Genomic DNA, 20,493 nt, shown 5'->3' with positions numbered 1-20,493 from the left:
CAGGGGGCGGACAGGGTGCTTCATGGTGATGTTCCGGGGATCACTGCAGGCCCATGGCCTGGCGGGCGATCCAGTTCTTGACGAGCCGTGTGCGGTCGAAACCGCGCATGCCCCAGTTGCGCAGCGCCGGCAGGGGGTCGGCGCTGTGGGCGAAGAGTTGCTGCAGGCCGTCGGTGGCGAGGCTCATCGACAGCACGTCGGTGCGGCGTGCGCGTTCGTAGCGGCGCAGCAGCCGGGCGTCGCCCACGCTGCGCCAGTAGTCGCGGGTGCGGATCACCTCGGCCAGCGCGACGGCATCGCCCAGGCCCAGGTTCAGTCCCTGGCCGGCCAGCGGATGCACCGTGTGGGCGGCGTCGCCGGCCAGTGCCCAGGCGCCGCCATCGGCGAAGGCGCCGGTCCAGCGATCGGCGATGGCCCGCTGCAGCGGCCAGGCGGTGCGCTCGCTGGTGAGCCGGAACGCGCCGAGCGCGTCGTGGCTGGCTTCGCGCAGGGCGGCGGTGAAGGCATCGGCCGGCTGCGCCAGCAAGGTCGGGGCGTGGAACTGGTCGACCGACCAGACCAGCGCCAGCGAGCGGTCGGTGTCGCCGAGCGGCAGTAGCGCCAGCACCTCGCCCTTGTCGTTGAACCACTGGCGCGCGATGCCGTCGTGCGCCTGCTCGGCTTCGAGCCGGGCGGCGATCGCATGCTGGGGATAGCGCGTGACCTCGTAGCCCACGCCGAGCGCTTCGCGGGTGGCGCTGATGCGGCCTTCGCAGACCACGGTCAGGGGGGCGGCCACCGGCGCGGCGACGACCTCGACGCGGGGCTGGAAGCGCACCGCGTCGCTCAGCTGCTGTTCGAGCGCGGGCACGTCGACGATCCAGGCCAGCGCATCGACCTTCTGGCGGGCGGCGGAGAACTGGACCCGTCCGCCTTCGTCGCCATGCACCTGCATTTCGCACACCGGGGTGGCATGGGCCGCGGCGGGCCAGGCGCGCAGCGATTCGAGCAGGGTCTTCGAGGCGCTGTTGAGCGCATAGGCGCGAACATCCTGGCCGGCCGGCGGCGCAGCTGGCACGACCAGCGCCACGCGCACGCGTTCGCGGGCCAGCAGCAGCGCCAGCGTCCGGCCGACGATGCCGGCGCCGCGAATGCAAACTTCGGGGGGAAGAGCCATTCGGAGATTGTAGATGTGGCCCCCACGCTCGCCACTGCGTGTGGTTCGCTGCCCCCCGAGGGGGCCGCAGGCCACCTTGGGGCGGCCCGGCGCCGGCCTGACTCCCGCACAATCTAGTCCTTCCGAGAAGGGACCCAACCCGTGAATGCTGCCGATTTCGATCTCCAAGCCACCATCGCCCGCCTGTTCGTCTACCCGGTCAAGTCCTGCGCCGGCGTCGAGCTGGACGAAGCCCTGCTGATCGAGACCGGGCTGGAATTCGACCGCGCCTGGATGGTGGTGGACGCCCAGGGAGAATTCGTCAGCCAGCGCGAACTGCCGCGCATGGCGCTGGTCCGGCCGCAGCTCAAGCATTCCGAGATGGTGCTGCGCGCCCCCGGCATGCTGGCGCTGCACATCGCCTTCGACCGGGTCGAGCAGCCGGTCCGCGTCAAGGTCTGGAAGGACGAGGTCGCGGCCTACGACATGGGCGACATCGCGGCCCAGTGGTTCAGTGACTTCCTGTCGGAACCCGGGCGGCCGCAGAAGCTGCGCATGGTGCGCTTCGACCCCGAGCAGCGGCGCCTGTCGAGCCTGAAATGGACCGAGGGCGTCGAGGCCCTGAACCAGTTCGCGGACGGCTTCCCGTTGCTCGTCGCAAGCGAGGGCTCACTGGCGGAGCTGAACGCGAAGCTGGCGGCCGCGGGCCATCCGGCGGTCGGCATCGAGCGGTTCCGGCCCAACATCGTGCTGGCCGGCGTCGAAGCGCACGACGAGGACCGCGTCGAGACCCTGCACATCGCGACCGCCGAGGGCGAGGTGCTGATGCGACCGGTCAAGCCCTGCGCGCGCTGCCCGATCCCCGACATCGACCCCCAGACCGCCGTCAGCAGCCCCGAAGTGGGCGACATGCTGCGAACCTACCGCTCGGACCCGCGGGTCGACGGGGCGATCACTTTCGGCATGAATGCGATCGTGCTGGTGGGGCTGGAGCATGCACTCCGGGTCGGCCAGCCGGTCGGCGGCAACCTGCGCTTCGAGTAGCGCCCGGCGCCGGCCCGATGCCGGGCGCCTAAAATACCCGGTTACCCCCAGAATTCTGAAAGCACCCGCCATGAGCCTCCAGTGCGGCATCGTCGGCCTGCCCAACGTCGGCAAGTCCACCCTCTTCAATGCCTTGACCAAGGCAGGCATCGCGGCCGAGAACTATCCCTTCTGCACCATCGAGCCCAATGTGGGCGTGGTCGAAGTGCCCGATCCGCGGCTGGCGCAGCTGAGCGACATCGTCCAGCCCGAGCGCGTGGTGCCCGCCATCGTCGAGTTCGTCGACATCGCCGGCTTGGTCGCCGGTGCCAGCCAGGGCGAGGGCCTGGGCAACCAGTTCCTAGCCCACATCCGCGAGACCGACGCGATCGTCAACGTGGTGCGCTGCTTCGAGGACGACAACGTGATCCACGTGGCCGGCAAGGTCGACCCGATCTCCGACATCGAGGTGATCCAGACCGAGCTCTGCCTGGCCGACCTCTCGACGGTCGAGAAGGCGCTGCACCGCCACACCAAGACCGCCCGCTCGGGCGACAAGGAAGCCATCAAGCTGGTGGCGCTGCTCGAGAAGTGCCAGGCGGCGCTGAACGAGAACAAGCCGGTGCGCTCGATCGAGTTCAGCAAGGAAGACAAGCCGCTGGTCAAGCAGTTCTCGCTGATCACCGCCAAGCCGGCGATGTTCGTCGGCAACGTGTCCGAGGACGGCTTCGAGAACAACCCCTTCCTCGACCGACTGCGCGAGTACGCCGCGGCGCAGAACGCGCCGGTGGTGGCGATCTGCGCCAAGATCGAAGCCGAACTCGCCGACATGGACGACGAGGACCGCAAGATGTTCCTGGCCGAGATCGGCCAGGACGAGCCCGGCCTGAACCGCCTGATCCGCGCCGCCTACACGCTGCTGGGCCTGCAGACCTACTTCACGGCCGGCGTGAAGGAAGTGCGCGCCTGGACCATCCACATCGGCGACACCGGCCCGCAAGCGGCCGGCGTGATCCACACCGATTTCGAGAAGGGCTACATCCGTGCCCAGACCATCGCCTTCAACGACTTCATCGCCTTCAAGGGCGAGCAAGGTGCCAAGGACGCGGGCAAGATGCGCGCCGAAGGCAAGGACTACGTCGTCAAGGATGGCGACGTGATGAACTTCCTGTTCAGCTCCTGAGCGCCTGCATGATCACGGTCCACCACCTCAACAATTCGCGCTCGCAGCGCGTGCTCTGGCTGCTCGAGGAACTCGATCTGCCCTACGAGGTGGTGCGCTACCAGCGCGACGCCAAGACCATGCTTGCGCCGCCCGAACTCAAGCAGGTTCATCCGCTGGGAAAGTCGCCGGTGGTCACCACCGACGAGGGCATGACGCTGGCCGAGTCGGGCGCCATCATCGAGACCCTGGTCGAGCACTACGGCGATGGCCGGCTGTCGCCCGTGGCCGGGACGCCGGAGGCCCTGCGCTACCGCTACTGGCTGCACTACGCCGAAGGCTCGGCCATGCCGCCGCTGCTGCTCAAGCTGATGTTCGACCGGGTCGAGAAGGCGAGGATGCCGTTCTTCGCCAAGCCGATTGCCAAGGGCATCGCCGACAAGGCCCGCGCGGCCTTCATCCTGCCGAGCCTCAAGACCCACCTCGACTTCATGGAGGGCGAACTCGGCAAGAGCGAGTGGTTCGCCGGCGACGCCTTCACCGGCGCCGACATCCAGATGAGCTTTCCGGTCGAGGCCGCGCGGGCCCGCGGCGGCCTCGATGCCTCGCGGCCGAAGCTGATGGCGTGGCTCGAACGCATCCATGCGCGCCCGGCCTACCAGCGGGCGCTGGAGCGCGGCGGCCCCTACGGACTGTTGAGCTGACGCCGCCTCAGCTGTTCGGCCAGATGTAGAGCAGCGCCACGGTCATCGTGAGGTAGCGCGCGAACTTGCCGACCGCCATATAGAACACGCAAGGCCAGAACGACAGCTTGAGCCAGCCGGCGACCGCGCACAGCGGATCGCCGACGATCGGCAGCCAGGCCAGCAGGCAGGCCTTGGGGCCGAGCCGCTCCAGCCAGCCCAGCACCCGCAGGTGGTGCTTCGAATGCGAATACTTGTCCGCCACCTTGTGGGCGCCGTAGCCCATCCACCAGTCGACGACGCCGCCCAAGGTGTTGCCGATTGTGGCGACCGCGATGGCCTCCCAGAACATGTCCGGGTTGAGCTTGAGCAGGCCGAACAGCACCGGCTCCGATCCCACCGGCAGCAGCGTCGCCGACACGAAGGCGGCGATGAACACCGTACTGAGCCCGTACTGAGGAAGCGCCAGGAGCGCCAGGAGGGAGTCGAGCCATGCTTGCATAGGTGTGCGCGCAGTATAGAAAGTCGCGGGCCGGCCCGGGCGTAGGCGAGAACCCTCATCTCAGGGGCCCCGCCTGCGCGGCGAGGGTGCAAATCGTTTCAGCCGAAGCCGCGCCGCGCCGCTACAATCGTGCCTCATTTTTCAGCAGCCCAGCGCGCGCCAACCTCCTCCATGACCCTGCAGATCGGCCATATCGCGCTGGAAAACAGCCTGTTCGTCGCCCCCATGGCGGGCGTCACGGACCGGCCGTTCCGCATGTTGTGCCGCGAGCTCGGCGCCGGCTACGCGGTCAGCGAGATGGTCACCTCGCGCAAGGAACTCTGGGGCACGCTGAAGACCTCGCGCCGCGCCAATCACGACGGCGAACCCGGCCCCATCTCGGTGCAGATCGCCGGCACCGATGCCGACATGATGTTCGAGGCCGCGCAATACAACATCGACCGCGGTGCGCAGATCATCGACATCAACATGGGATGCCCGGCCAAGAAGGTCTGCAACAAGTGGGCCGGCTCGGCGTTGATGCGCGATGAGCCGCTGGCGCTCGAGATCGCCGAGGCGGTGGTCCGTGCCGCGCTGCCGCACGGCGTGCCGGTCACGCTCAAGATGCGCACCGGCTGGAGCGAGGACAGTCGCAACGCCGTGACACTGGCGCGCCGCTTCGAGCAGGCCGGCGTCCAGATGCTGACCGTGCACGGCCGCACGCGCGAGCAGGGCTACAAGGGCCTGGCCGAATACGACACCATCGCGGCGGTCAAGGCCGCGGTGCGCATTCCGGTTGTCGCCAACGGCGACATCACTTCACCAGAGAAAGCGCGCGACGTTCTGGCGCTGACCGGCGCGGACGCCATCATGATCGGCCGTGCAGCGCAGGGCCGGCCGTGGATCTTCCGCGAGATCGCCCACTTCCTCGATACAGGTACGCATCGGGCCCCGCCGCTGGTGGCCGAAGTGCGTCGACTGATGCTGGACCACCTGAAGGAGCACTACGCCCTCTACGGCGACTACAGCGGCGTGCGAACGGCGCGCAAGCACATCGGCTGGTATGTGCGCGCGCTTCCCGGCGGCGAGGCGTTCCGCACTGCGATGAACGCGATCGAGGATTGCGACGCGCAATGGCGCGCCGTGGCCGGGTTCTTCGACACGCTCGCGGGGCAGATGGACCGCATTCCTGCCGCAGCCGAGGGCGAACTCGATCAGCTGGACGAACAGGCAGCCGACGCATTGGCGTAAGAAAAGCAGAACAAGAGGAGAAGAAGAGAAGGCCATGAGCAAGAAACATATCGAAGACTGCGTACGCAGCAGCCTGGACAGCTATTTCCGCGACCTCCGCGGCACCGAACCCGACGGCATGTACGAGATGCTGGTGCGGGTGGTCGAGAAACCCCTGCTCGATGTCGTCATGACGCGCGCCGAGGGCAACCAATCCAAGGCCGCGCAATGGCTCGGCCTCAACCGAAACACGCTGCGCAAGAAGCTGGTCGAACACAAACTCCTGAAGTAATTCCCGATGAACGCACTGATCTCCGTATCCGACAAGACCGGCATCCTCGAATTCGCCCAGGCGCTGCACGCGCTGGGCATCCATCTGCTGTCCACCGGCGGCACCGCCAAGCTGCTGGCCGACGCCGGCCTGCCGGTCACCGAAGTGGCCGACCACACCGGCTTCCCCGAAATGCTCGACGGCCGGGTCAAGACGCTGCACCCGAAGGTGCACGGCGGCCTGCTGGCGCGGCGCGATGTGCCGGCGCACATGGCTGCCTTGAAGGAACACGGCATCGCCACCGTCGACCTGCTGGTGGTCAACCTCTACCCCTTCGAGGCCACGGTCGCCAAGCCCGGCTGCACGCTCGAGGACGCGATCGAGAACATCGACATCGGCGGCCCGGCGATGGTGCGCAGCGCGGCCAAGAACTGGAAGGACGTCGGCGTCCTGACCGATGCCTCCCAGTACCCGCTGGCGCTGGCCGAGCTCAAGGCCGACGGCAAGCTCAGCGACAAGACCAAGTTCGCCTTCTCGGTGGCTGCCTTCAACCGCATCAGCCAGTACGACGGTGCGATCAGCGACTACCTCTCCAGCATCCAGGAAGACGGCGCCCACGCGCTGTTCCCGGCCCAGAGCAACGGCCGCTTCGTCAAGCTGCAGGACCTGCGCTATGGCGAGAACCCGCACCAGCAGGCGGCGTTCTATCGCGACCTGTACCCGGCCCCGGGCTCGCTGGTCACGGCCAGGCAGCTGCAGGGCAAGGAACTCAGCTACAACAACATCGCCGATGCCGACGCGGCATGGGAATGCGTCAAGAGCTTCGACACGCCGGCCTGCGTGATCGTCAAGCACGCCAACCCCTGCGGCGTCGCCACCGGCAAGGATGCCCTCGAGTCCTACAGCAAGGCCTTCAAGACCGATCCGACCTCGGCCTTCGGCGGCATCATCGCCTTCAACCGGCCGATGGACCGGGCCGCGGCCGAAGCGGTCAGCAAGCAGTTCGTCGAAGTGCTGATGGCGCCGGGCTACTCGGCCGAAGCGCTGGAAGTCTTCAAGAGCAAGGTCAACGTGCGCATCCTCGAGATCGCGCTGCCGCCCGGCGGCAAGACCGACTGGGACAACGGCCGCAACGCGGTCGACGTCAAGCGCATCGGTTCGGGCCTCTTGATGCAGACCGCCGACAACCGCGAGCTGTCGATCGGCGAGCTCAAGGTCGTGAGCAAGAAGCAGCCGACCCCGCAACAGTTGCAGGACCTGCTGTTCGCCTGGAAGGTCGCCAAGTTCGTCAAGAGCAATGCGATCGTCTTCTGTGCCGACGGCATGACCATGGGCGTCGGCGCCGGCCAGATGAGCCGGCTCGATTCGGCGCGCATCGCCAGCATCAAGGCCCAGCACGCGAACCTGTCGCTGGCCGGCACCGCGGTCGCGAGCGACGCCTTCTTCCCGTTCCGCGACGGGCTCGACGTGGTGGTGGACGCCGGTGCGACCTCGGTGATCCAGCCCGGCGGCTCGATGCGCGACCAGGAAGTGATCGACGCCGCCGACGAGCGCGGCGTCGTGATGGTGCTATCGGGCGTGCGCCACTTTCGGCATTAATCGCTGCCGTCGGAGAAACGGTACTTCAGCTGGAAGCTGATGGCGCCGTAGAGCTTGTCCTTGATGCTGGGGATGATCGCGATGTTCAATCCCCAGTGCTTGCCCTCGATCGCCGCGGTCGGGATGAGCGCCGGGAACCAGCCGCCGTTGTTGGTCATCTGGTAGCCGTCGAAGCCGCCCACCACGGCGCCCAGCTTCACGCCGTGGAACTCGAAGGGCATCACGTAGAGGCCGATGTAGTTCGAGTAGTCGCGGTCGCTGTTGCGGAACCGGCCGGCGGTGGCCGAAAAGGTCTTGTCGATCGGCCACTCGATGCCGATGCCCGGGTTGGCGTCTTCCAGCCCCTTGTTGCGATCGAAATGCAGCGAATAGAAGCCCGGGTTGATCCAGACCTGGCTGATGTCGGCCTGGGCCAGCGCCAGGCCGGGCAGCAGCAGGCACGCGCCTGCCAGGAGCGAAGGCAGCTTCACGGCGGCTACAGCGTCTTGAAGATCTGGCGCGCCGCGTCGATGCTGGCGGCGATGTCGTCGTCGCTGTGCGCGGCGCTCACGAAGCCGGCCTCGTAGAGCGCCGGCGCGATATAGACGCCACGATCCAACAGGCCGTGGAACAGCGTGTTGAATTTCGTGCCGTCGCTCTTCATCACCGCCGTGTAGTTCTGCGGCAGCGCGTCGAGCAGGAAGAAACCGAACATGCCGCCTTCGCTGTCGGCGCTGAAGGGCACGCCCTCGGCGGCCGCGGCGGCCGTCAGGCCGTCGACCAGGGAGCGGGTCTTGGTCGACAGCGCCTCGTAGAAGCCCGGCTTGGCGATCTCCTTGAGGGTGGCCAGTCCGCAGGCGGTCGCCACCGGGTTGCCCGACAAGGTGCCGGCCTGGTAGACCGGCCCCATCGGCGCCAGCTGTTCCATGATCGCGCGCGGTCCGCCGAAGGCCGCCAGCGGCATGCCGCCGCCGATCACCTTGCCCAGCACCGTGAGGTCGGGCGTGACGCCGAGCACGCCCTGGGCGCCGCGCAGGCCGACGCGGAAGCCGGTCATCACCTCGTCGAACACCAGCAGTGCACCGTACTGCGTGCACAGTTCGCGGCAGCGCTTCGCGAAGGCCGCGCTGGCACGGACGAAATTCATGTTGCCGGCGATCGCCTCGATCATCAGGCAGGCGATCTCGTGGCCGTGCAGCGCGAAGGCTTCCTCGAGCTGGGCCAGGTTGTTGTACTCGAGCACCAGCGTGTGCTGCACCACCTCGGGCGGCACGCCGGCCGAGGTCGGGTTGCCGAAGGTCGCGAGGCCGGAGCCGGCCTTGACCAGCAGGGCATCGGCATGGCCGTGGTAGCAGCCTTCGAACTTGATGATGTATTTGCGGCCGGTGGCGCCACGGGCCAGGCGCAGCGCGCTCATCGCGGCCTCGGTGCCCGAGCTCACGAGGCGCACCATCTCCATCGACGGCACCAGCGCCAGGATGGCTTCGGCCAGCTCGATCTCGCGCTCGGTCGGGGCGCCGAACGAGAAGCCTTCGGTGACGGCGCGCTGCACCGCCTCGACCACGGCCGGATGCCCATGGCCCAGGATCATCGGGCCCCAGGAGCCGATGTAGTCGATGTAGCGCTTGTCGTCGGCATCCCAGAAGTAGGCGCCCTGGGCGCGCTTCACGAAGCGCGGCGTGCCGCCCACGGCCTTGAAGGCCCGCACCGGCGAATTGACGCCTCCGGGAATGACGGCGCGGGCGCGCTCGAAGAGGATCTCGTTCTGGTCGGTGGTGGCAGGCATCAGTGTCGGGTGTCGTGCGGGGGGAGGGCGAAGTCCGTGGGGGACGCGAGGTCGTCATTGTCCTCGTCCTCCTCGGGCTGGGCCCAGAACAGGCGGTCGGGCAGCACGTGGCCCATGCCGGGGCGGAAGCCGGCGTCGAGGCAGCGGTCCATGTAGCTGAGCGCCTCGCCGGTGGCCGCGACCAGGTCGGTCCCGCTGGCGAGCAGCGCCGCCAGCGCGGCCGACAAGGTGTCGCCGGCGCCGGCGAACACGGCGTCCAGCCGCTCGTACTTCTCGCTCGCGAGCACCGCCTGCGGCGAGGCCAGCACGTTGTCGATGAACTGGTCCGGCAGCATCAGCCCCGTGACCAGGGTGTAGGGCACGCCGAATTCCCCGGCCGCCATCGCGATGTCGCGCGCCGTCGGCGGCCGCTCGCCGCTCCAGTCGGGCAGCAGCCAGCGCCACAGCGTGCTGTGGTTGCCGACCAGCACCGTGGTCTGCGGCAGCACCAGGTCGCGGAAGGCATCCAGGTAGGCCTCGATCTGGGCGTCTTCCCACCACGAGAGGTTCGGCATGTAGGCGACCACCGGCACCTCGGGGTAGTCGGTCGCGGTCTCGGCCACCGTGCTGAGGTTCTCGGGCGATCCGACGAAGCCGACCTTGATCAGCTGCACCTCGACGTCCTCGAGGATCGAGCGCGCCTGCTCGGCCACCGCCTCTTCATCGAAGGCAAAGTGGTCGAAGATCTCGGCCGTGTCGCGCGCGTAGGCACCGGTCACGACCGCCAGCATGTGGGCGCCGACCGAGGCCATGGCCAGGGCGTCGCCGCCCAGGCCGCCGGCCCCGCTCGGATCGCTGGCATTGAAGACCAGCACGCAGGGTGGGTTCAAATCGGCGTCGTCGGCTTCGGTGTCGTCCGAGGGGTCGGTAAGATCGCTCACTTTGCGGTCGTGCTCTGGTGGTAGTAGATAAGTTTTCATACTCAAATCAGGGCTCAACAGATGGTGGCATAACTGAGACGCTTGTCACGCGAATTGTTGATACGTTTGGATACGATCGTTGCATTTGATGAACAGGGACCTTAAGCTGCGATGAATACGAAAACCTGGATGTGCCTGATTTGTGGGTGGATCTATGACGAGGCGGTCGGCGTGCCAGAGGATGGTATTGCGGCCGGCACGGCATGGGCGGATGTTCCGATGAACTGGACCTGCCCGGAATGCGGGGCACGCAAGGAAGATTTCGAGATGGTTGAGATCTGAAGCATGGCATAGGGCCGCGCTTCCTGCGATCCTGAGAGGGGGCGCAGCGGTCTGCAAGGTGTCATACAGGAGCGGTGCGAATGAGCGCGAATGGATCCGGCTACAAGGTGCTCGTCATCGACGACAGCAACACCATTCGGCGCAGCGCCGAGATCTTCCTGAAGCAGGGCGGCCATGAAGTGCTGCTCGCCGAGGACGGCTTCGACGCCCTGTCGAAGGTCAACGACCACAAGCCCCACCTGATTTTCTGCGACATCCTGATGCCGCGCCTCGACGGCTATCAGACCTGCGCCATCATCAAGCGCAACGCGACCTTCTCCAACGTCCCGGTCGTCATGCTGTCCTCCAAGGACGGCGTCTTCGACAAGGCGCGCGGCCGCATGGTCGGCTCGCAGGACTACCTCACCAAACCATTCACCAAGGACCAGCTGCTGCATGCCGTGCAGCAGTTCGGTCTCGTTCAGGAAACCCCGTAATGGCGATTCGCAAAGTGCTCGTGGTCGACGATTCGAAGACGGAACTCTTGTTCCTCACCGACCTGCTCCAGAAGAACGGCTTTTCGGTCAAGACGGCCGAGAACGCGGACGACGCGATGCGCCGGCTCGAGGAAGAGCAGCCCGACCTGATCCTGATGGACGTCGTGATGCCGGGCCAGAACGGCTTCCAGCTCACCCGCGCCATCGCCCGCAATCCGCAGTACGCTGCGGTGCCGATCATTCTCTGCACCAGCAAGAACCAGGAAACGGACCGGGTCTGGGGCATGCGCCAGGGCGCCCGCGACTACATCGTCAAGCCGGTGAATGCCACCGAGCTGATGGCCAAGATCAGCGCCCTGGCCTGATCGATCGAAACCCTCGTCCATCCAACCCGCCCATGGCCAACCGCGACGCTCTCCGTGCTTTCCAGTCCCGGCTCGCCAGCCGCCTGCAGGCCGCGCGCACCTCGGACGTTTCCGCCTCGTGGCTGGCCGTCGAGGCCGGCGAAGCGAAGTACCTGTTCCCGCTCGGGCATGCCGGCGAGATCTTTCCCTGGGTGGCGCCGCAGTCCGTGCCCTACACCGCGCCCTGGTTTCTCGGCGTGGCCAACCTGCGCGGCGGCCTGTTCGGCGTCGTGCAGCTGTCGACCTTCGCCACCGGCGCCGCCGCGCCACCGGTGCTGAACGAGGCGACCCGCGCGCAGTCCCGGCTGGTGGCGCTCAACGAGCTGCTCGAAGTCAACTGCGCCCTGCTGATCGACCGCCTGGTCGGCCTGCGCGGCGTCGACGCCTTCGTGGCCTCCGAGGCGCCGCAGGAAGAGTCCCCGCCCTGGCTCGGACATTCGTACACAGACGCCGCCGGAGGCCGCTGGCAGGAGATCAACCTGCAGGCGCTGTCCCAGCAACCCCAGTTCCTGAGCATCGGCGCCTGAGCGGCCAGCCGTGCACGTTTACAACCTGAAGGACCGACCGTGAGCTCGATCGCCGACAAGTTCAAGAAATTCATGCCGCAGGGCGGCAACCCGGTGGCGGTGGGCGGCGACAGCGCCGCCACCCTGTCGCTGGACAGCATCGAAACCGTGCAGACGGCGGAGGACAGGGTCGAGCACGTGCGACGCGACGCGGCGCCCGAGCCCGAGCCGGTGCCGCTGGAGGACACGGTGGTGCAGAGCGAAGAGGCGGCGGCGCCGGTTGAGAGTGCCGGTGCCGAGCGGCCGCCAGGCGCGCGCTCCAGGCGCTCGCAGCGCGCCAGCCCGGCGCGCCAGCAGCGGATCCTGGCGCTGGCCCTGGCCGGCGTGGTGCTGCTGCTGCTGCTGGTGGCCGGCTCCGCCATCCTGCGGGCCGAACGGCTGGCGCAGCAGGTGGCCGCCACAGGCCAGTCGCTGATGCAGTCGCAGCGGCTCGCCAAGTCGGTGTCGCAGGCGCTGGTCGGCAACGTCGGCGCCTTCACCGAAGTGCGCGACAGCGCCGACGACCTGACGCGACGCGTGCAGGGCCTGACGAACGGCGACGACGCGCTCAAGCTGGAGCGAGTGGGCAGCCAGTACGACACCGAGCTCGGCAAGATCAACCCGCTGGTCGAGCGCGCCGACAAGAGTGCCAAGGCCGTGCTGGCGCAGCAGAAGATCCTGACGCAGGTCGGCACCGCGCTGCGCGACATCAACCGCCAGTCGTCGGACCTGCTCGAGATGGCCGAGACCGTGGCGTCGCTCAAGATGCAGCAGAACGCGACCATCCCCGAGATCTCGGCCGCCGGCCAGCTCGTGATGCTGACCCAGCGCATCGGCAAGTCGGCCAACGAGTTCCTGACGGTCGAAGGCGTGAGCCCCGACGCCGTGTTCCTGCTCGGCAAGGACCTGAACAGCTTCCAGGAAATCACCCGCGGCCTGCTCGACGGCAGCCCGCAGCAACGCCTGCCGGGCACCCGCGACGCGCAGACCCGCCAGCAGCTCGAAGCGATCCTGAAGACCTACGAAACGACCCGCACGCAGGCCGGCGCCATCCTGGGCAACCTGCAGGGCCTGGTCGCCGCGCGCGAAGCGCAGGCCGCGATCCTGACCGACAGCGAACCGCTGCGCACCTCGCTCGGCGACCTGCAGGACAAGCTCTCGGCCCGCACCGGCCTGGGCGCCGGCACGGTCGTGATGCTGTTCGTGCTGTCGCTGGCCGCCCTGGCGCTGGCCGGCGCGATCGGTTTCGTGCAGGTGCGCGAAGGCCGCGAACGGGCCGCCGCGGCGGAACGCGACCGGGTCGAGGCCGAGCGCGTGAGCGAGGACGCGAGCCGCGTCAACGCCGCCAACCAGGCCGCCATTCTTCGCCTGATGAACGAACTGCAGACGGTGGCCGAAGGCGACCTGACGCAGGAAGCCACCGTGACCGAGGACATCACCGGCGCGATCGCCGACTCGGTGAACTACACGGTGGAAGAACTCCGCCTGCTGGTGGGCAACGTGCAGAACACGGCGACCCGCGTGGCGCAGACCACCTCGCAGGTGGAAAGCACCTCGACGGAGCTGCTGGCGGCCTCGACCGAACAGCTGCGCGAGATCCGCGAAACCGGCCAGTCGGTGCTGACCATGGCCGAGCGCATCAACGGCGTGTCCTCGCAGGCACAGGAATCGGCCACGGTGGCGCGGCAATCGCTGCAAGCCGCTTCGTCGGGCCTGCAGGCGGTGCAGAACGCGATCGGCGGCATGAACTCGATCCGCGACCAGATCCAGGAAACCTCCAAGCGGATCAAGCGCCTCGGCGAGTCGTCTCAGGAGATCGGCGAAATCACGGAGCTGATCTCGGACATTACCGAACAGACCAACGTGCTGGCGCTCAACGCCGCCATCCAGGCCGCATCGGCCGGTGAAGCCGGTCGCGGCTTCTCGGTGGTGGCGGAAGAAGTGCAGCGGCTGGCCGAACGCTCCGCCGACGCCACGCGCCAGATCTCGGCGCTGGTGAAGGCGATCCAGACCGACACCCAGGACGCGGTCGGCGCCATGGAGCGCTCGACCCAGGGCGTGGTCGAAGGCGCGAAGCTGTCCGACAACGCCGGCACCGCGCTGTCGGAGATCGACCGCGTGTCGCGCCGCCTTGCCGACCTGATCGAGCAGATTTCGCAGTCGGCCTCCCGCGAAGCCGATTCGGCCAACGTGGTGGCGGCCAACATCCAGCACATCTTCGCCGTGACGGAACAGACCGGCGAAGGCACGCGGACCACCGCGCAGCAGGTGCGCGAGCTCTCGCACATGGCCGAAGAGTTGCGCCAGTCCGTGTCTCGTTTCAAGATTGCCTGAACGCCGAGCGCCCAACGTGTCGATCCAAAGCCCCGCCACCGCCCAACCAGCCGGCCACGCGCCGGCCACCGAGGATCTTGGGCCGCTGGCCTGGGTATTGGGAGAAATCCAGAAGACGCTCGACGGGGTAGGCAAGACGCTGCGCCGCTTCGCCCGCGAGGCGGCCACGGCGTTGCCGGGTTCCGAGCTCGACACCGCGCCGCTGCGCCAGGCCCGCCTGCAATTGCACCAGGCGGTCGGCGCGCTCCAGATGGTGGGCCATACGGCGCCGGCCCTGGTGCTGGGGGCGATGGAGTTCGCGGTCCAGAGCTTCGCCTCCGAGCCTTTGCGCTGCAACGAGGCCGCGGTCCAGAAGATCGACCGCGCCGGCTTCGCGGTCGCCGATTTCCTCAACGCGATGATCGCCGGCAAGGTGGTCTCGTCGGTGGCGCTGTTCCCGCAGTACCGCGAGGTGCTCGAACTGGTCGGCAACGAGCGGGTCCATCCGGCCGACCTCTGGAGCATGACCTGGCGCTGGGTCGAGATCAAGCCGGCGCCCACGCAAACCGCGCTGGTCTATGACCCGGCGGTGCGCTCCAAGCTCGACCGCGAAGTGCTCAAGGTCGTCAAGAGCGGCGACGATCACGCCGCCCGCCGGCTGCAGGCGCTGTGCCTCGGTCTCGGACGCGGCGCCTCGGTGCCGCGGGTCGCGAGCTTCTGGACCCTGGCGGCCGGCTTCTTCGAAGCCCTGGCGCTGGCGCTGATCCCGGCCGATGCCCATGTGAAGCGGGCCGCCTCGCGCGTGCTGCTGCAGTACGCCACGCTGGCGCGCGGCGACAACACGGTCTCCGACCGGCTGGGCCAGGACCTGCTGTTCTTCTGCGCCCAGGCCGTGCCCGGTCCGCGCGACGAAGCCGCCACCTTGCGCGCGGTGCGCATCGCCTGGGGCGTGGCCAACGAGCAGACCGTCGACTACACGATCGAACAATTCGGCCGCTTCGACCCGCTGGTGCTGGCGCAGGCGCGCAAGCGCATCGAGTCGGCCAAGGAAATGTGGTCGGCGCTCTCGGGCGGCGACGTGAGCCGCACGCGGCAGGTGGCCGACACATTCGTGCAGCTCGGCGAATCGCTGCAGAAACTGCATCCGCCGAGCGCGCCGATGGTGCAGGCGCTCAACAATGCGGTCGAGGCTTCGCTGCGTTCGGGCCAGCCGCCGGCGACCGAGCTGGCGATGGAAGTCGCGACCTCGGTGCTCTACCTCGAGGCCGCCTTCGAAGACCTGGATCCGCACGACCGCCAGCTCACGGCGCGCACCGTCCAGCTCGCGGGCCGCATCGAGCGGGCGCGCGACGGCGGCCGCTCGGAGCCGCTCGAGCCCTGGATGGAGGAGCTCTACCGCCGCGTCAGCGACCGCCAGACCATGGGCACCGTGGTCGGGGAGCTGCGCAGCCACCTGAGCGAGCTCGAGAAGTCGCTCGACCAGTTCTTCCGCCGGCCGACCGAAAAGGGCCTGCTGCGCACAGTGCCGAGCCAGCTGCTGCAGATGCGCGGCGTGTTTTCGGTGCTCGGCCTCGACCAGGCCGCGCAGACCGTGCAGCGCATGCGCGAGAACGTCGACCAGCTGATGGCCGAGGAGTCGCCCGCCGACGAGATCCGCGCTTTCGATTCGCTCGGCAACAACCTGGGCGCGCTGGGCTTCCTGATCGACATGCTGAGCTACCAGCCGGCACTGGCCAAGCGCCTGTTCGTGTTCGATGCCGAACTCGGCGAACTCAAGCCCCTGATGGGCCGGCAAGCCGCCGAAGCCGGCGCGCCGGAGGCCGCGGCCGCGGCGCCGGCGCCGGCGCCGTCCTTCGCCTCGGCCTCCGGGCCGGTCGCCGTGACCGACACCGTGCTGAGCGTCGAGGAAGTCGACGCCCAGATCGCGGCCAAGCTGGCGGCCCTCGCCGCCCCGGGCGGGCGCAGCAAGCCGGCGCCGTCGCCGATCGAGGAGTTCAGCCGCGCGACCGCCAGCTGGACCGCGAAGATCACCGGACCGGCGCCGCTCGACGGGCTGATGCCCGACACCGAAGTCACGGAGCTCGAGGAAGACGACCTCCAGAACATCTTCCTCGACGAGGCGCGCGAAGTGCTGCACAACGGCCTGGCCGCGGTGTCCGCGCTGTCGTCGCGCCCGGACGACGATGGCGAGCTGACCGTGCTGCGCCGCGCCTTCCACACCCTCAAGGGCAGCTCCCGCATGGTCGGGCTGATGGACTTCGGCGAGGCCGCCTGGTCGTTCGAGCAGGTGCTGAACACCTGGCTGGCCGACCAGCGCCCGGCGACGCCGGAACTGATTGCCGGCACGCGCAGCGCACTGACCGATTTCGCCAAGTGGGTCGAGGCCATCGCCGCCAACCAGCCGCACGGCTGGCAATCGGCGCCGTTCCGCAGCATGGCCGAGGCCCTGCGCTCCGGCGAGCCGCTGGCGCCCACGCCGCGCGTGGCCGATGCCGACGCGCTGGTGGCCGCCGCGCGCCACATCGCGGCCGATTCGCTGGCCGAGGCGGCGCCGCCCGCTGTCGTGCCCGAGGCACCGCTGCCGCTGCTCGAGCTCCCGGAGCTTCCCGATCTCGAACTCGGACCGATCGAACTCGACCTGCCCGCGGTCGAGCAGCCGGTCGCGGCGGCACCCGTCGAGCCTGCGCCGGACGCCGAAGTGCCCACCGTCTGGTCGGGCCTGCAGGAGGCCTCCCGTGAAGAGGATGCGCCGCGGGTCCCGGACGATTTCGCGTCGACCGACTTTCTGGATTTCGACGGTACGCCGGCGCCTGAGGCGCCGCTCGAGCTGGGCACGCTGGAGGACGTCGATTTCCTGGAGACCGTCCATACTTCGCTCGAGCCCATGGCACGCCCGGCCCCGGCCGAGCCCGAAGCAGAACCGGCGCTGTCCTTCGAATTGAGGCTGGAGACCGAAGCGCCGGCCGAGCCGTCGCAGGCGGTTGAAACGATGCCCGAGCCCGAGCCGGAGGCGGAACCGGAACCGATGCCGGAACCGGAACCCGAACCGGTGCTCGAGGTCGAGCCCGTGATCGAACCGTTGTCATTGGCGCCGGTGGTGCAAGCCGCCGAGACGGAGGTCGAGCCCGAACCGGAGCCCGAACCCGAACCCGAACCCGAGCCCGAACCCGAGCCCGAGCCCGTCGTCCAGTCCGTTGCGGCCGAGGCCGAAGCGCCAGTGGCCGCGGCGCCGATCGAGATCGAACCCGAGCGCCCGGCCCTGCCGAGCGCCGAGGAGCAGGTCAAGGTCATCGGGCCGCTGCGCATCGGCATCGCGCTCTACAACGTCTATCTCAACGAAGCCGACGAATGGTCGCGGCAACTGGCCACCGAAGTCGGCGAATGGGCGCTCGAGTCGCACCAGCGGGTCGCTGACTCGACGATCGGCCTCGCGCATTCGCTGGCCGGCAGTTCGGCAACGGTCGGCTTCCAGAGCCTGTCGGGCATGGCGCGCCTGCTCGAGGCCGCCTTGCAGCATCTGCAGATGCAGGGCCGCGGCACGCCCCAGCAGGGCGCGGTGCTGGTCGGTGCGGCCGAAGAGCTGCGCCGCCTGCTGCACCAGTTCGCCGCCGGCGTCCTCAAGGATCCGGTCGAAGGCACGCTGCGCGCGCTGCGCGAAGTGGCGGCCTCGGTGCTGCCGGCCGAGCCGCTCGACACCCGTCCGGTCTATCCGCACCTGGTGCGCGACGCCATGGCCGACGTGGCGCTCGACGATTCCGAGGACGCCATCGACGTGGCCGACGCGGTCGACGTCGACCTGTTCCCGATCTTCGAGGAAGAAGCGGCCGAACTGCTGCCGCAGCTCGGCGCCGCCTTGCGCGACTGGGCGCAGCGCCCCGAGGACACGGCGCCGCGTTCGTCGACGCTGCGCACCCTGCACACGCTCAAGGGCAGTGCCCGGCTGGCGGGCGCGATGCGGCTGGGCGAGCGTGCGCACCGCATGGAATCCGAGATCGAAATGCTCGGCTCCGTGGGCGTCGACCGGGCCTCGATCGAGAAGCTGCTGACGCGCTTCGACGCCTTGCAGGCCACCTTCGACGGGCTGCGTGCCGCCGACGATGCGATCCAGACCGAACTGGTGCAGCGCGCGGTGGCCGCGCCGGCCTCGCCCCAGCCGGTCGAGCCGCCGTCGCTCGCGGCCGTGGCCGAAGCGCCGGTCGCCGTGGCCGCACCCGCGGCCGACCGCGCCGCGGTGGCGCTGCCTTCGCCGTCGGCCCTGACGCCGCTGCGCGCGGTGTCGAGCCAGGCGGTGCGCATCCGCACCCACCTGCTCGACCGCCTGGTGGCGCAGGCCGGCGAAGTCATCATCACCCGCTCGCGGCTCGAAGCCGAGATCGGCCAGCTGCGCAGCTCGCTCAGCGACCTGACCGGCAACCTCGACCGCCTGCGCCAGCAGCTGCGCGACATCGAGGTCCAGGCCGAAAGCCAGATGCAGTCGCGCCTGGCGCAGGCCAAGGATTCGCAGCAGGGCTTCGATCCGCTCGAGTTCGACCGCTTCACGCGGGTCCAGGAACTGACCCGCATGATGGCCGAGTCGGTCAACGACGTGGCGACCGTGCAGCGCACGCTGCAGAAGACGGTGCAGGCGACCGAAGACGATCTCAGCGCCCAGGCCCGCCAGACGCGCGAACTGCAGCGCGGCCTGCTGCGCACGCGCATGGTGGAGTTCGAGGGCATTTCCGACCGGCTCTACCGCGTGGTGCGCCAGGCGTCCAAGGACACCGGCAAGCAGGTGCGCCTGGACATCACCGGCGGCTCGATCGAGATGGACCGCGGCGTGCTGGACCGGATGACGCCGGCCTTCGAGCACCTGCTGCGCAACTGCGTCGCCCACGGCATCGAGGATGCGGCGGCGCGCGAGCAGGCCGGCAAGGATGCCAGCGGCCTGATCGTGATCGAGCTGCACCACGAAGGCAACGACGTCTCGGTGAGCTTCCGCGACGACGGCGCCGGACTGAACCACGAGCGGATCGTCGCCCGCGCGCAGGCGCTCGGCCTGGTGGCCCAAGGCCAGTCGCTCAGCCCCGCCGAAGCGGCCGAACTGATCTTCCAGCCGGGCTTCTCGACCGCGGAACAGGTGTCCGAGCTGGCTGGCCGCGGGATCGGCATGGACGTCGTGCGGGCCGAAGTCGCCGCCCTCGGCGGCCGCATCGAGACCCACAGCCAACCGGGCCAGGGCACCGTCTTCAAGCTGGTGCTGCCGCTGACCACTGCCGTGACGCACGTGGTCATGCTGCGCGCCGGCGGCACTTCGATCGGCGTGCCGTCCAACCTGGTCGAACTGGTGCTGCGCGCCAGCGCCTCGGACCTCGAATCCGCCTACCTCGAGCAGCGCTACGCCTTTGGCGGCGAGCAGGTCCCGTTCTACTGGGCCGGCGCGCTGCTGCAGTCCTCGGCGCGCAGCGAGCGTGCGCCGGCCAAGGCCAATACGATCGTGGTCGTGCGCAGCGCGGCGCAGCGTGTCGCGCTGCACGTGGACGAAGTGCTGGGCAACCAGGAAGTGGTGGTCAAGAACCTCGGGCCGCAGCTGTCGCGGCTGCCCGGCATGGCGGCGATCTCGGTCCTGGCCTCGGGTGCGGTCGCGCTGATCTACAACCCGGTGGCACTGGCCGCGGTGCATGGCGAGCAGGCGCGCGAATTCCAGGCCGCCGCCCGCCGCCAGCCGGCGCTGCGCGGCGCCGAGCCGGTGGCCGTGCAGGCGGCGGTGGTGCCGCAGGTGCCGCTGGTGCTGGTGGTGGACGACTCGATCACGGTGCGCCGCGTCACCCAGCGCCTGCTGCAGCGCGAAGGCTACCGCGTGGCGCTGGCGGCCGACGGCCTGCAGGCGCTCGAACGGCTGCAGCAGGAGCGGCCGGCGGTGGTGCTGTCCGACATCGAGATGCCGCGCATGGACGGCTTCGACCTGGCGCGCAACATCCGTGCCGACCAGTCGCTGGCCGACCTGCCGATCATCATGATCACCTCGCGCATCGCCGAGAAGCACCACGACCATGCACGGGCGCTGGGTGTCAACCACTACCTGGGCAAGCCGTACTCGGAAGACGAACTGCTGCGGCTGGTGCGGAGCTATACCGGGGTCGAGCTGCCGGCGGTGCTGGCGGCCTGATCTTGTCGGCCGAGGAGGGC

The 20,493-nt window shown here is 68.8% G+C and carries 17 protein-coding genes; 12 read left to right on the top strand and 5 right to left on the bottom strand.

Annotation, left to right across the window (positions count from 1 at the left end):
* Positions 1–40: 40 nt before the first annotated feature.
* On the bottom strand, positions 41–1,156 hold the full coding sequence (locus tag QTI68_RS25260; RefSeq protein ID WP_286525504.1) for an FAD-dependent monooxygenase: 1,116 nt from the start codon (positions 1,154–1,156) through the stop codon (positions 41–43).
* 141 nt (positions 1,157–1,297) lie between these two features.
* On the opposite strand from QTI68_RS25260, the gene QTI68_RS25255 reads away from it, so the two are divergent.
* From QTI68_RS25255 to QTI68_RS25245, 3 genes are all read left to right on the top strand, one after another.
* Complete coding sequence (locus QTI68_RS25255; RefSeq protein ID WP_286525503.1) at positions 1,298–2,179, top strand: MOSC domain-containing protein; 882 nt, start codon at positions 1,298–1,300, stop codon at positions 2,177–2,179.
* Positions 2,180–2,249: 70 nt separating this feature from the next.
* Complete coding sequence (gene ychF, locus QTI68_RS25250) at positions 2,250–3,341, top strand: redox-regulated ATPase YchF (protein ID WP_286525502.1); 1,092 nt, start codon at positions 2,250–2,252, stop codon at positions 3,339–3,341.
* 8 nt (positions 3,342–3,349) lie between these two features.
* Complete coding sequence (locus QTI68_RS25245; protein ID WP_286525500.1) at positions 3,350–4,024, top strand: glutathione S-transferase; 675 nt, start codon at positions 3,350–3,352, stop codon at positions 4,022–4,024.
* 7 nt (positions 4,025–4,031) lie between these two features.
* Here QTI68_RS25245 and QTI68_RS25240 read toward each other — a convergent pair whose 3' ends face one another.
* Positions 4,032–4,505, bottom strand: a complete 474-nt coding sequence (locus tag QTI68_RS25240; RefSeq protein WP_286525499.1) for a YqaA family protein — start codon at positions 4,503–4,505, stop codon at positions 4,032–4,034.
* Between the two features lie 171 nt (positions 4,506–4,676).
* Here QTI68_RS25240 and dusB point away from each other — a divergent pair, with 171 nt between their 5' ends.
* From dusB to purH, 3 genes are read left to right on the top strand one after another with little or no spacing between them, the layout of a single operon-like run.
* Complete coding sequence (gene dusB / locus QTI68_RS25235) at positions 4,677–5,735, top strand: tRNA dihydrouridine synthase DusB (protein WP_286525497.1); 1,059 nt, start codon at positions 4,677–4,679, stop codon at positions 5,733–5,735.
* A gap of 34 nt (positions 5,736–5,769) precedes the next feature.
* Positions 5,770–6,006, top strand: a complete 237-nt coding sequence (locus QTI68_RS25230; RefSeq protein WP_028249493.1) for a Fis family transcriptional regulator — start codon at positions 5,770–5,772, stop codon at positions 6,004–6,006.
* Between the two features lie 6 nt (positions 6,007–6,012).
* Positions 6,013–7,584 carry a bifunctional phosphoribosylaminoimidazolecarboxamide formyltransferase/IMP cyclohydrolase gene (purH, locus tag QTI68_RS25225; RefSeq protein WP_286525495.1) on the top strand — a complete coding sequence of 524 codons (1,572 nt, stop codon included), beginning with the start codon at positions 6,013–6,015 and terminating at the stop codon, positions 7,582–7,584.
* Here the strand turns inward: purH and QTI68_RS25220 are convergent.
* Genes QTI68_RS25220 through thiD form a run of 3 tightly spaced genes read right to left on the bottom strand, consistent with a single transcriptional unit; the run spans position 7,581 to position 10,308 of the window.
* On the bottom strand, positions 7,581–8,054 hold the full coding sequence (locus QTI68_RS25220; RefSeq protein ID WP_286525493.1) for a hypothetical protein: 474 nt from the start codon (positions 8,052–8,054) through the stop codon (positions 7,581–7,583). The genes purH and QTI68_RS25220 overlap by 4 nt on opposite strands.
* 5 nt (positions 8,055–8,059) lie before the next feature.
* Positions 8,060–9,349: a glutamate-1-semialdehyde 2,1-aminomutase gene (gene hemL, locus QTI68_RS25215; protein WP_286525492.1), complete on the bottom strand. Its 1,290-nt coding sequence runs from the start codon at positions 9,347–9,349 to the stop codon at positions 8,060–8,062.
* Positions 9,349–10,308: a bifunctional hydroxymethylpyrimidine kinase/phosphomethylpyrimidine kinase gene (thiD, locus tag QTI68_RS25210; RefSeq protein WP_286525491.1), complete on the bottom strand. Its 960-nt coding sequence runs from the start codon at positions 10,306–10,308 to the stop codon at positions 9,349–9,351. Before thiD ends, hemL begins: the two co-directional genes overlap by 1 nt.
* A 111-nt stretch (positions 10,309–10,419) precedes the next feature.
* Here thiD and QTI68_RS25205 point away from each other — a divergent pair, with 111 nt between their 5' ends.
* The 6 genes from QTI68_RS25205 (at position 10,420) to QTI68_RS25180 (ending at position 20,473) form a co-directional block, all read left to right on the top strand.
* Positions 10,420–10,590 carry a rubredoxin gene (locus QTI68_RS25205; protein ID WP_007838397.1) on the top strand — a complete coding sequence of 57 codons (171 nt, stop codon included), beginning with the start codon at positions 10,420–10,422 and terminating at the stop codon, positions 10,588–10,590.
* 80 nt (positions 10,591–10,670) lie between these two features.
* A complete protein-coding gene (locus QTI68_RS25200) occupies positions 10,671–11,066 on the top strand; it encodes a response regulator (protein ID WP_286505950.1) in 396 nt (131 codons plus the stop codon).
* Positions 11,066–11,431, top strand: a complete 366-nt coding sequence (locus QTI68_RS25195; protein ID WP_286525490.1) for a response regulator — start codon at positions 11,066–11,068, stop codon at positions 11,429–11,431. The genes QTI68_RS25200 and QTI68_RS25195 overlap by 1 nt, the downstream gene beginning before the upstream one ends.
* 32 nt (positions 11,432–11,463) lie before the next feature.
* Entirely contained in the window at positions 11,464–11,997 is a 534-nt protein-coding gene (locus QTI68_RS25190; protein ID WP_286525489.1) for a chemotaxis protein CheW, read from the top strand.
* A gap of 72 nt (positions 11,998–12,069) precedes the next feature.
* A complete protein-coding gene (locus tag QTI68_RS25185; RefSeq protein WP_503011733.1) occupies positions 12,070–14,349 on the top strand; it encodes a methyl-accepting chemotaxis protein in 2,280 nt (759 codons plus the stop codon).
* Positions 14,350–14,365: 16 nt separating this feature from the next.
* Positions 14,366–20,473: a hybrid sensor histidine kinase/response regulator gene (locus QTI68_RS25180; protein ID WP_286525487.1), complete on the top strand. Its 6,108-nt coding sequence runs from the start codon at positions 14,366–14,368 to the stop codon at positions 20,471–20,473.
* The last annotated feature ends 20 nt before the right edge of the window (positions 20,474–20,493 follow it).

This window comes from Variovorax sp. J31P207 (assembly GCF_030316965.1).
Taxonomy (GTDB): Bacteria; Pseudomonadota; Gammaproteobacteria; order Burkholderiales; family Burkholderiaceae_C; genus Variovorax; species Variovorax ginsengisoli_B.
This window is presented reverse-complemented; position numbering and strand designations above follow the sequence as displayed.

Coding starts and splice junctions, on each gene's coding strand:
- QTI68_RS25240 (WP_286525499.1), bottom strand. CDS start 4,505: ATGCAAGCATGGCTCGACTCCCTCCTGGCGCTCCTGGCGCTTCCTCAG.
- QTI68_RS25260 (WP_286525504.1), bottom strand. CDS start 1,156: ATGGCTCTTCCCCCCGAAGTTTGCATTCGCGGCGCCGGCATCGTCGGC.
- QTI68_RS25245 (WP_286525500.1), top strand. CDS start 3,350: ATGATCACGGTCCACCACCTCAACAATTCGCGCTCGCAGCGCGTGCTC.
- QTI68_RS25205 (WP_007838397.1), top strand. CDS start 10,420: ATGAATACGAAAACCTGGATGTGCCTGATTTGTGGGTGGATCTATGAC.
- QTI68_RS25185 (WP_503011733.1), top strand. CDS start 12,070: ATGCCGCAGGGCGGCAACCCGGTGGCGGTGGGCGGCGACAGCGCCGCC.
- QTI68_RS25200 (WP_286505950.1), top strand. CDS start 10,671: ATGAGCGCGAATGGATCCGGCTACAAGGTGCTCGTCATCGACGACAGC.
- thiD (WP_286525491.1), bottom strand. CDS start 10,308: ATGAAAACTTATCTACTACCACCAGAGCACGACCGCAAAGTGAGCGAT.
- dusB (WP_286525497.1), top strand. CDS start 4,677: ATGACCCTGCAGATCGGCCATATCGCGCTGGAAAACAGCCTGTTCGTC.
- purH (WP_286525495.1), top strand. CDS start 6,013: ATGAACGCACTGATCTCCGTATCCGACAAGACCGGCATCCTCGAATTC.
- ychF (WP_286525502.1), top strand. CDS start 2,250: ATGAGCCTCCAGTGCGGCATCGTCGGCCTGCCCAACGTCGGCAAGTCC.
- QTI68_RS25190 (WP_286525489.1), top strand. CDS start 11,464: ATGGCCAACCGCGACGCTCTCCGTGCTTTCCAGTCCCGGCTCGCCAGC.
- hemL (WP_286525492.1), bottom strand. CDS start 9,349: ATGCCTGCCACCACCGACCAGAACGAGATCCTCTTCGAGCGCGCCCGC.
- QTI68_RS25195 (WP_286525490.1), top strand. CDS start 11,066: ATGGCGATTCGCAAAGTGCTCGTGGTCGACGATTCGAAGACGGAACTC.
- QTI68_RS25230 (WP_028249493.1), top strand. CDS start 5,770: ATGAGCAAGAAACATATCGAAGACTGCGTACGCAGCAGCCTGGACAGC.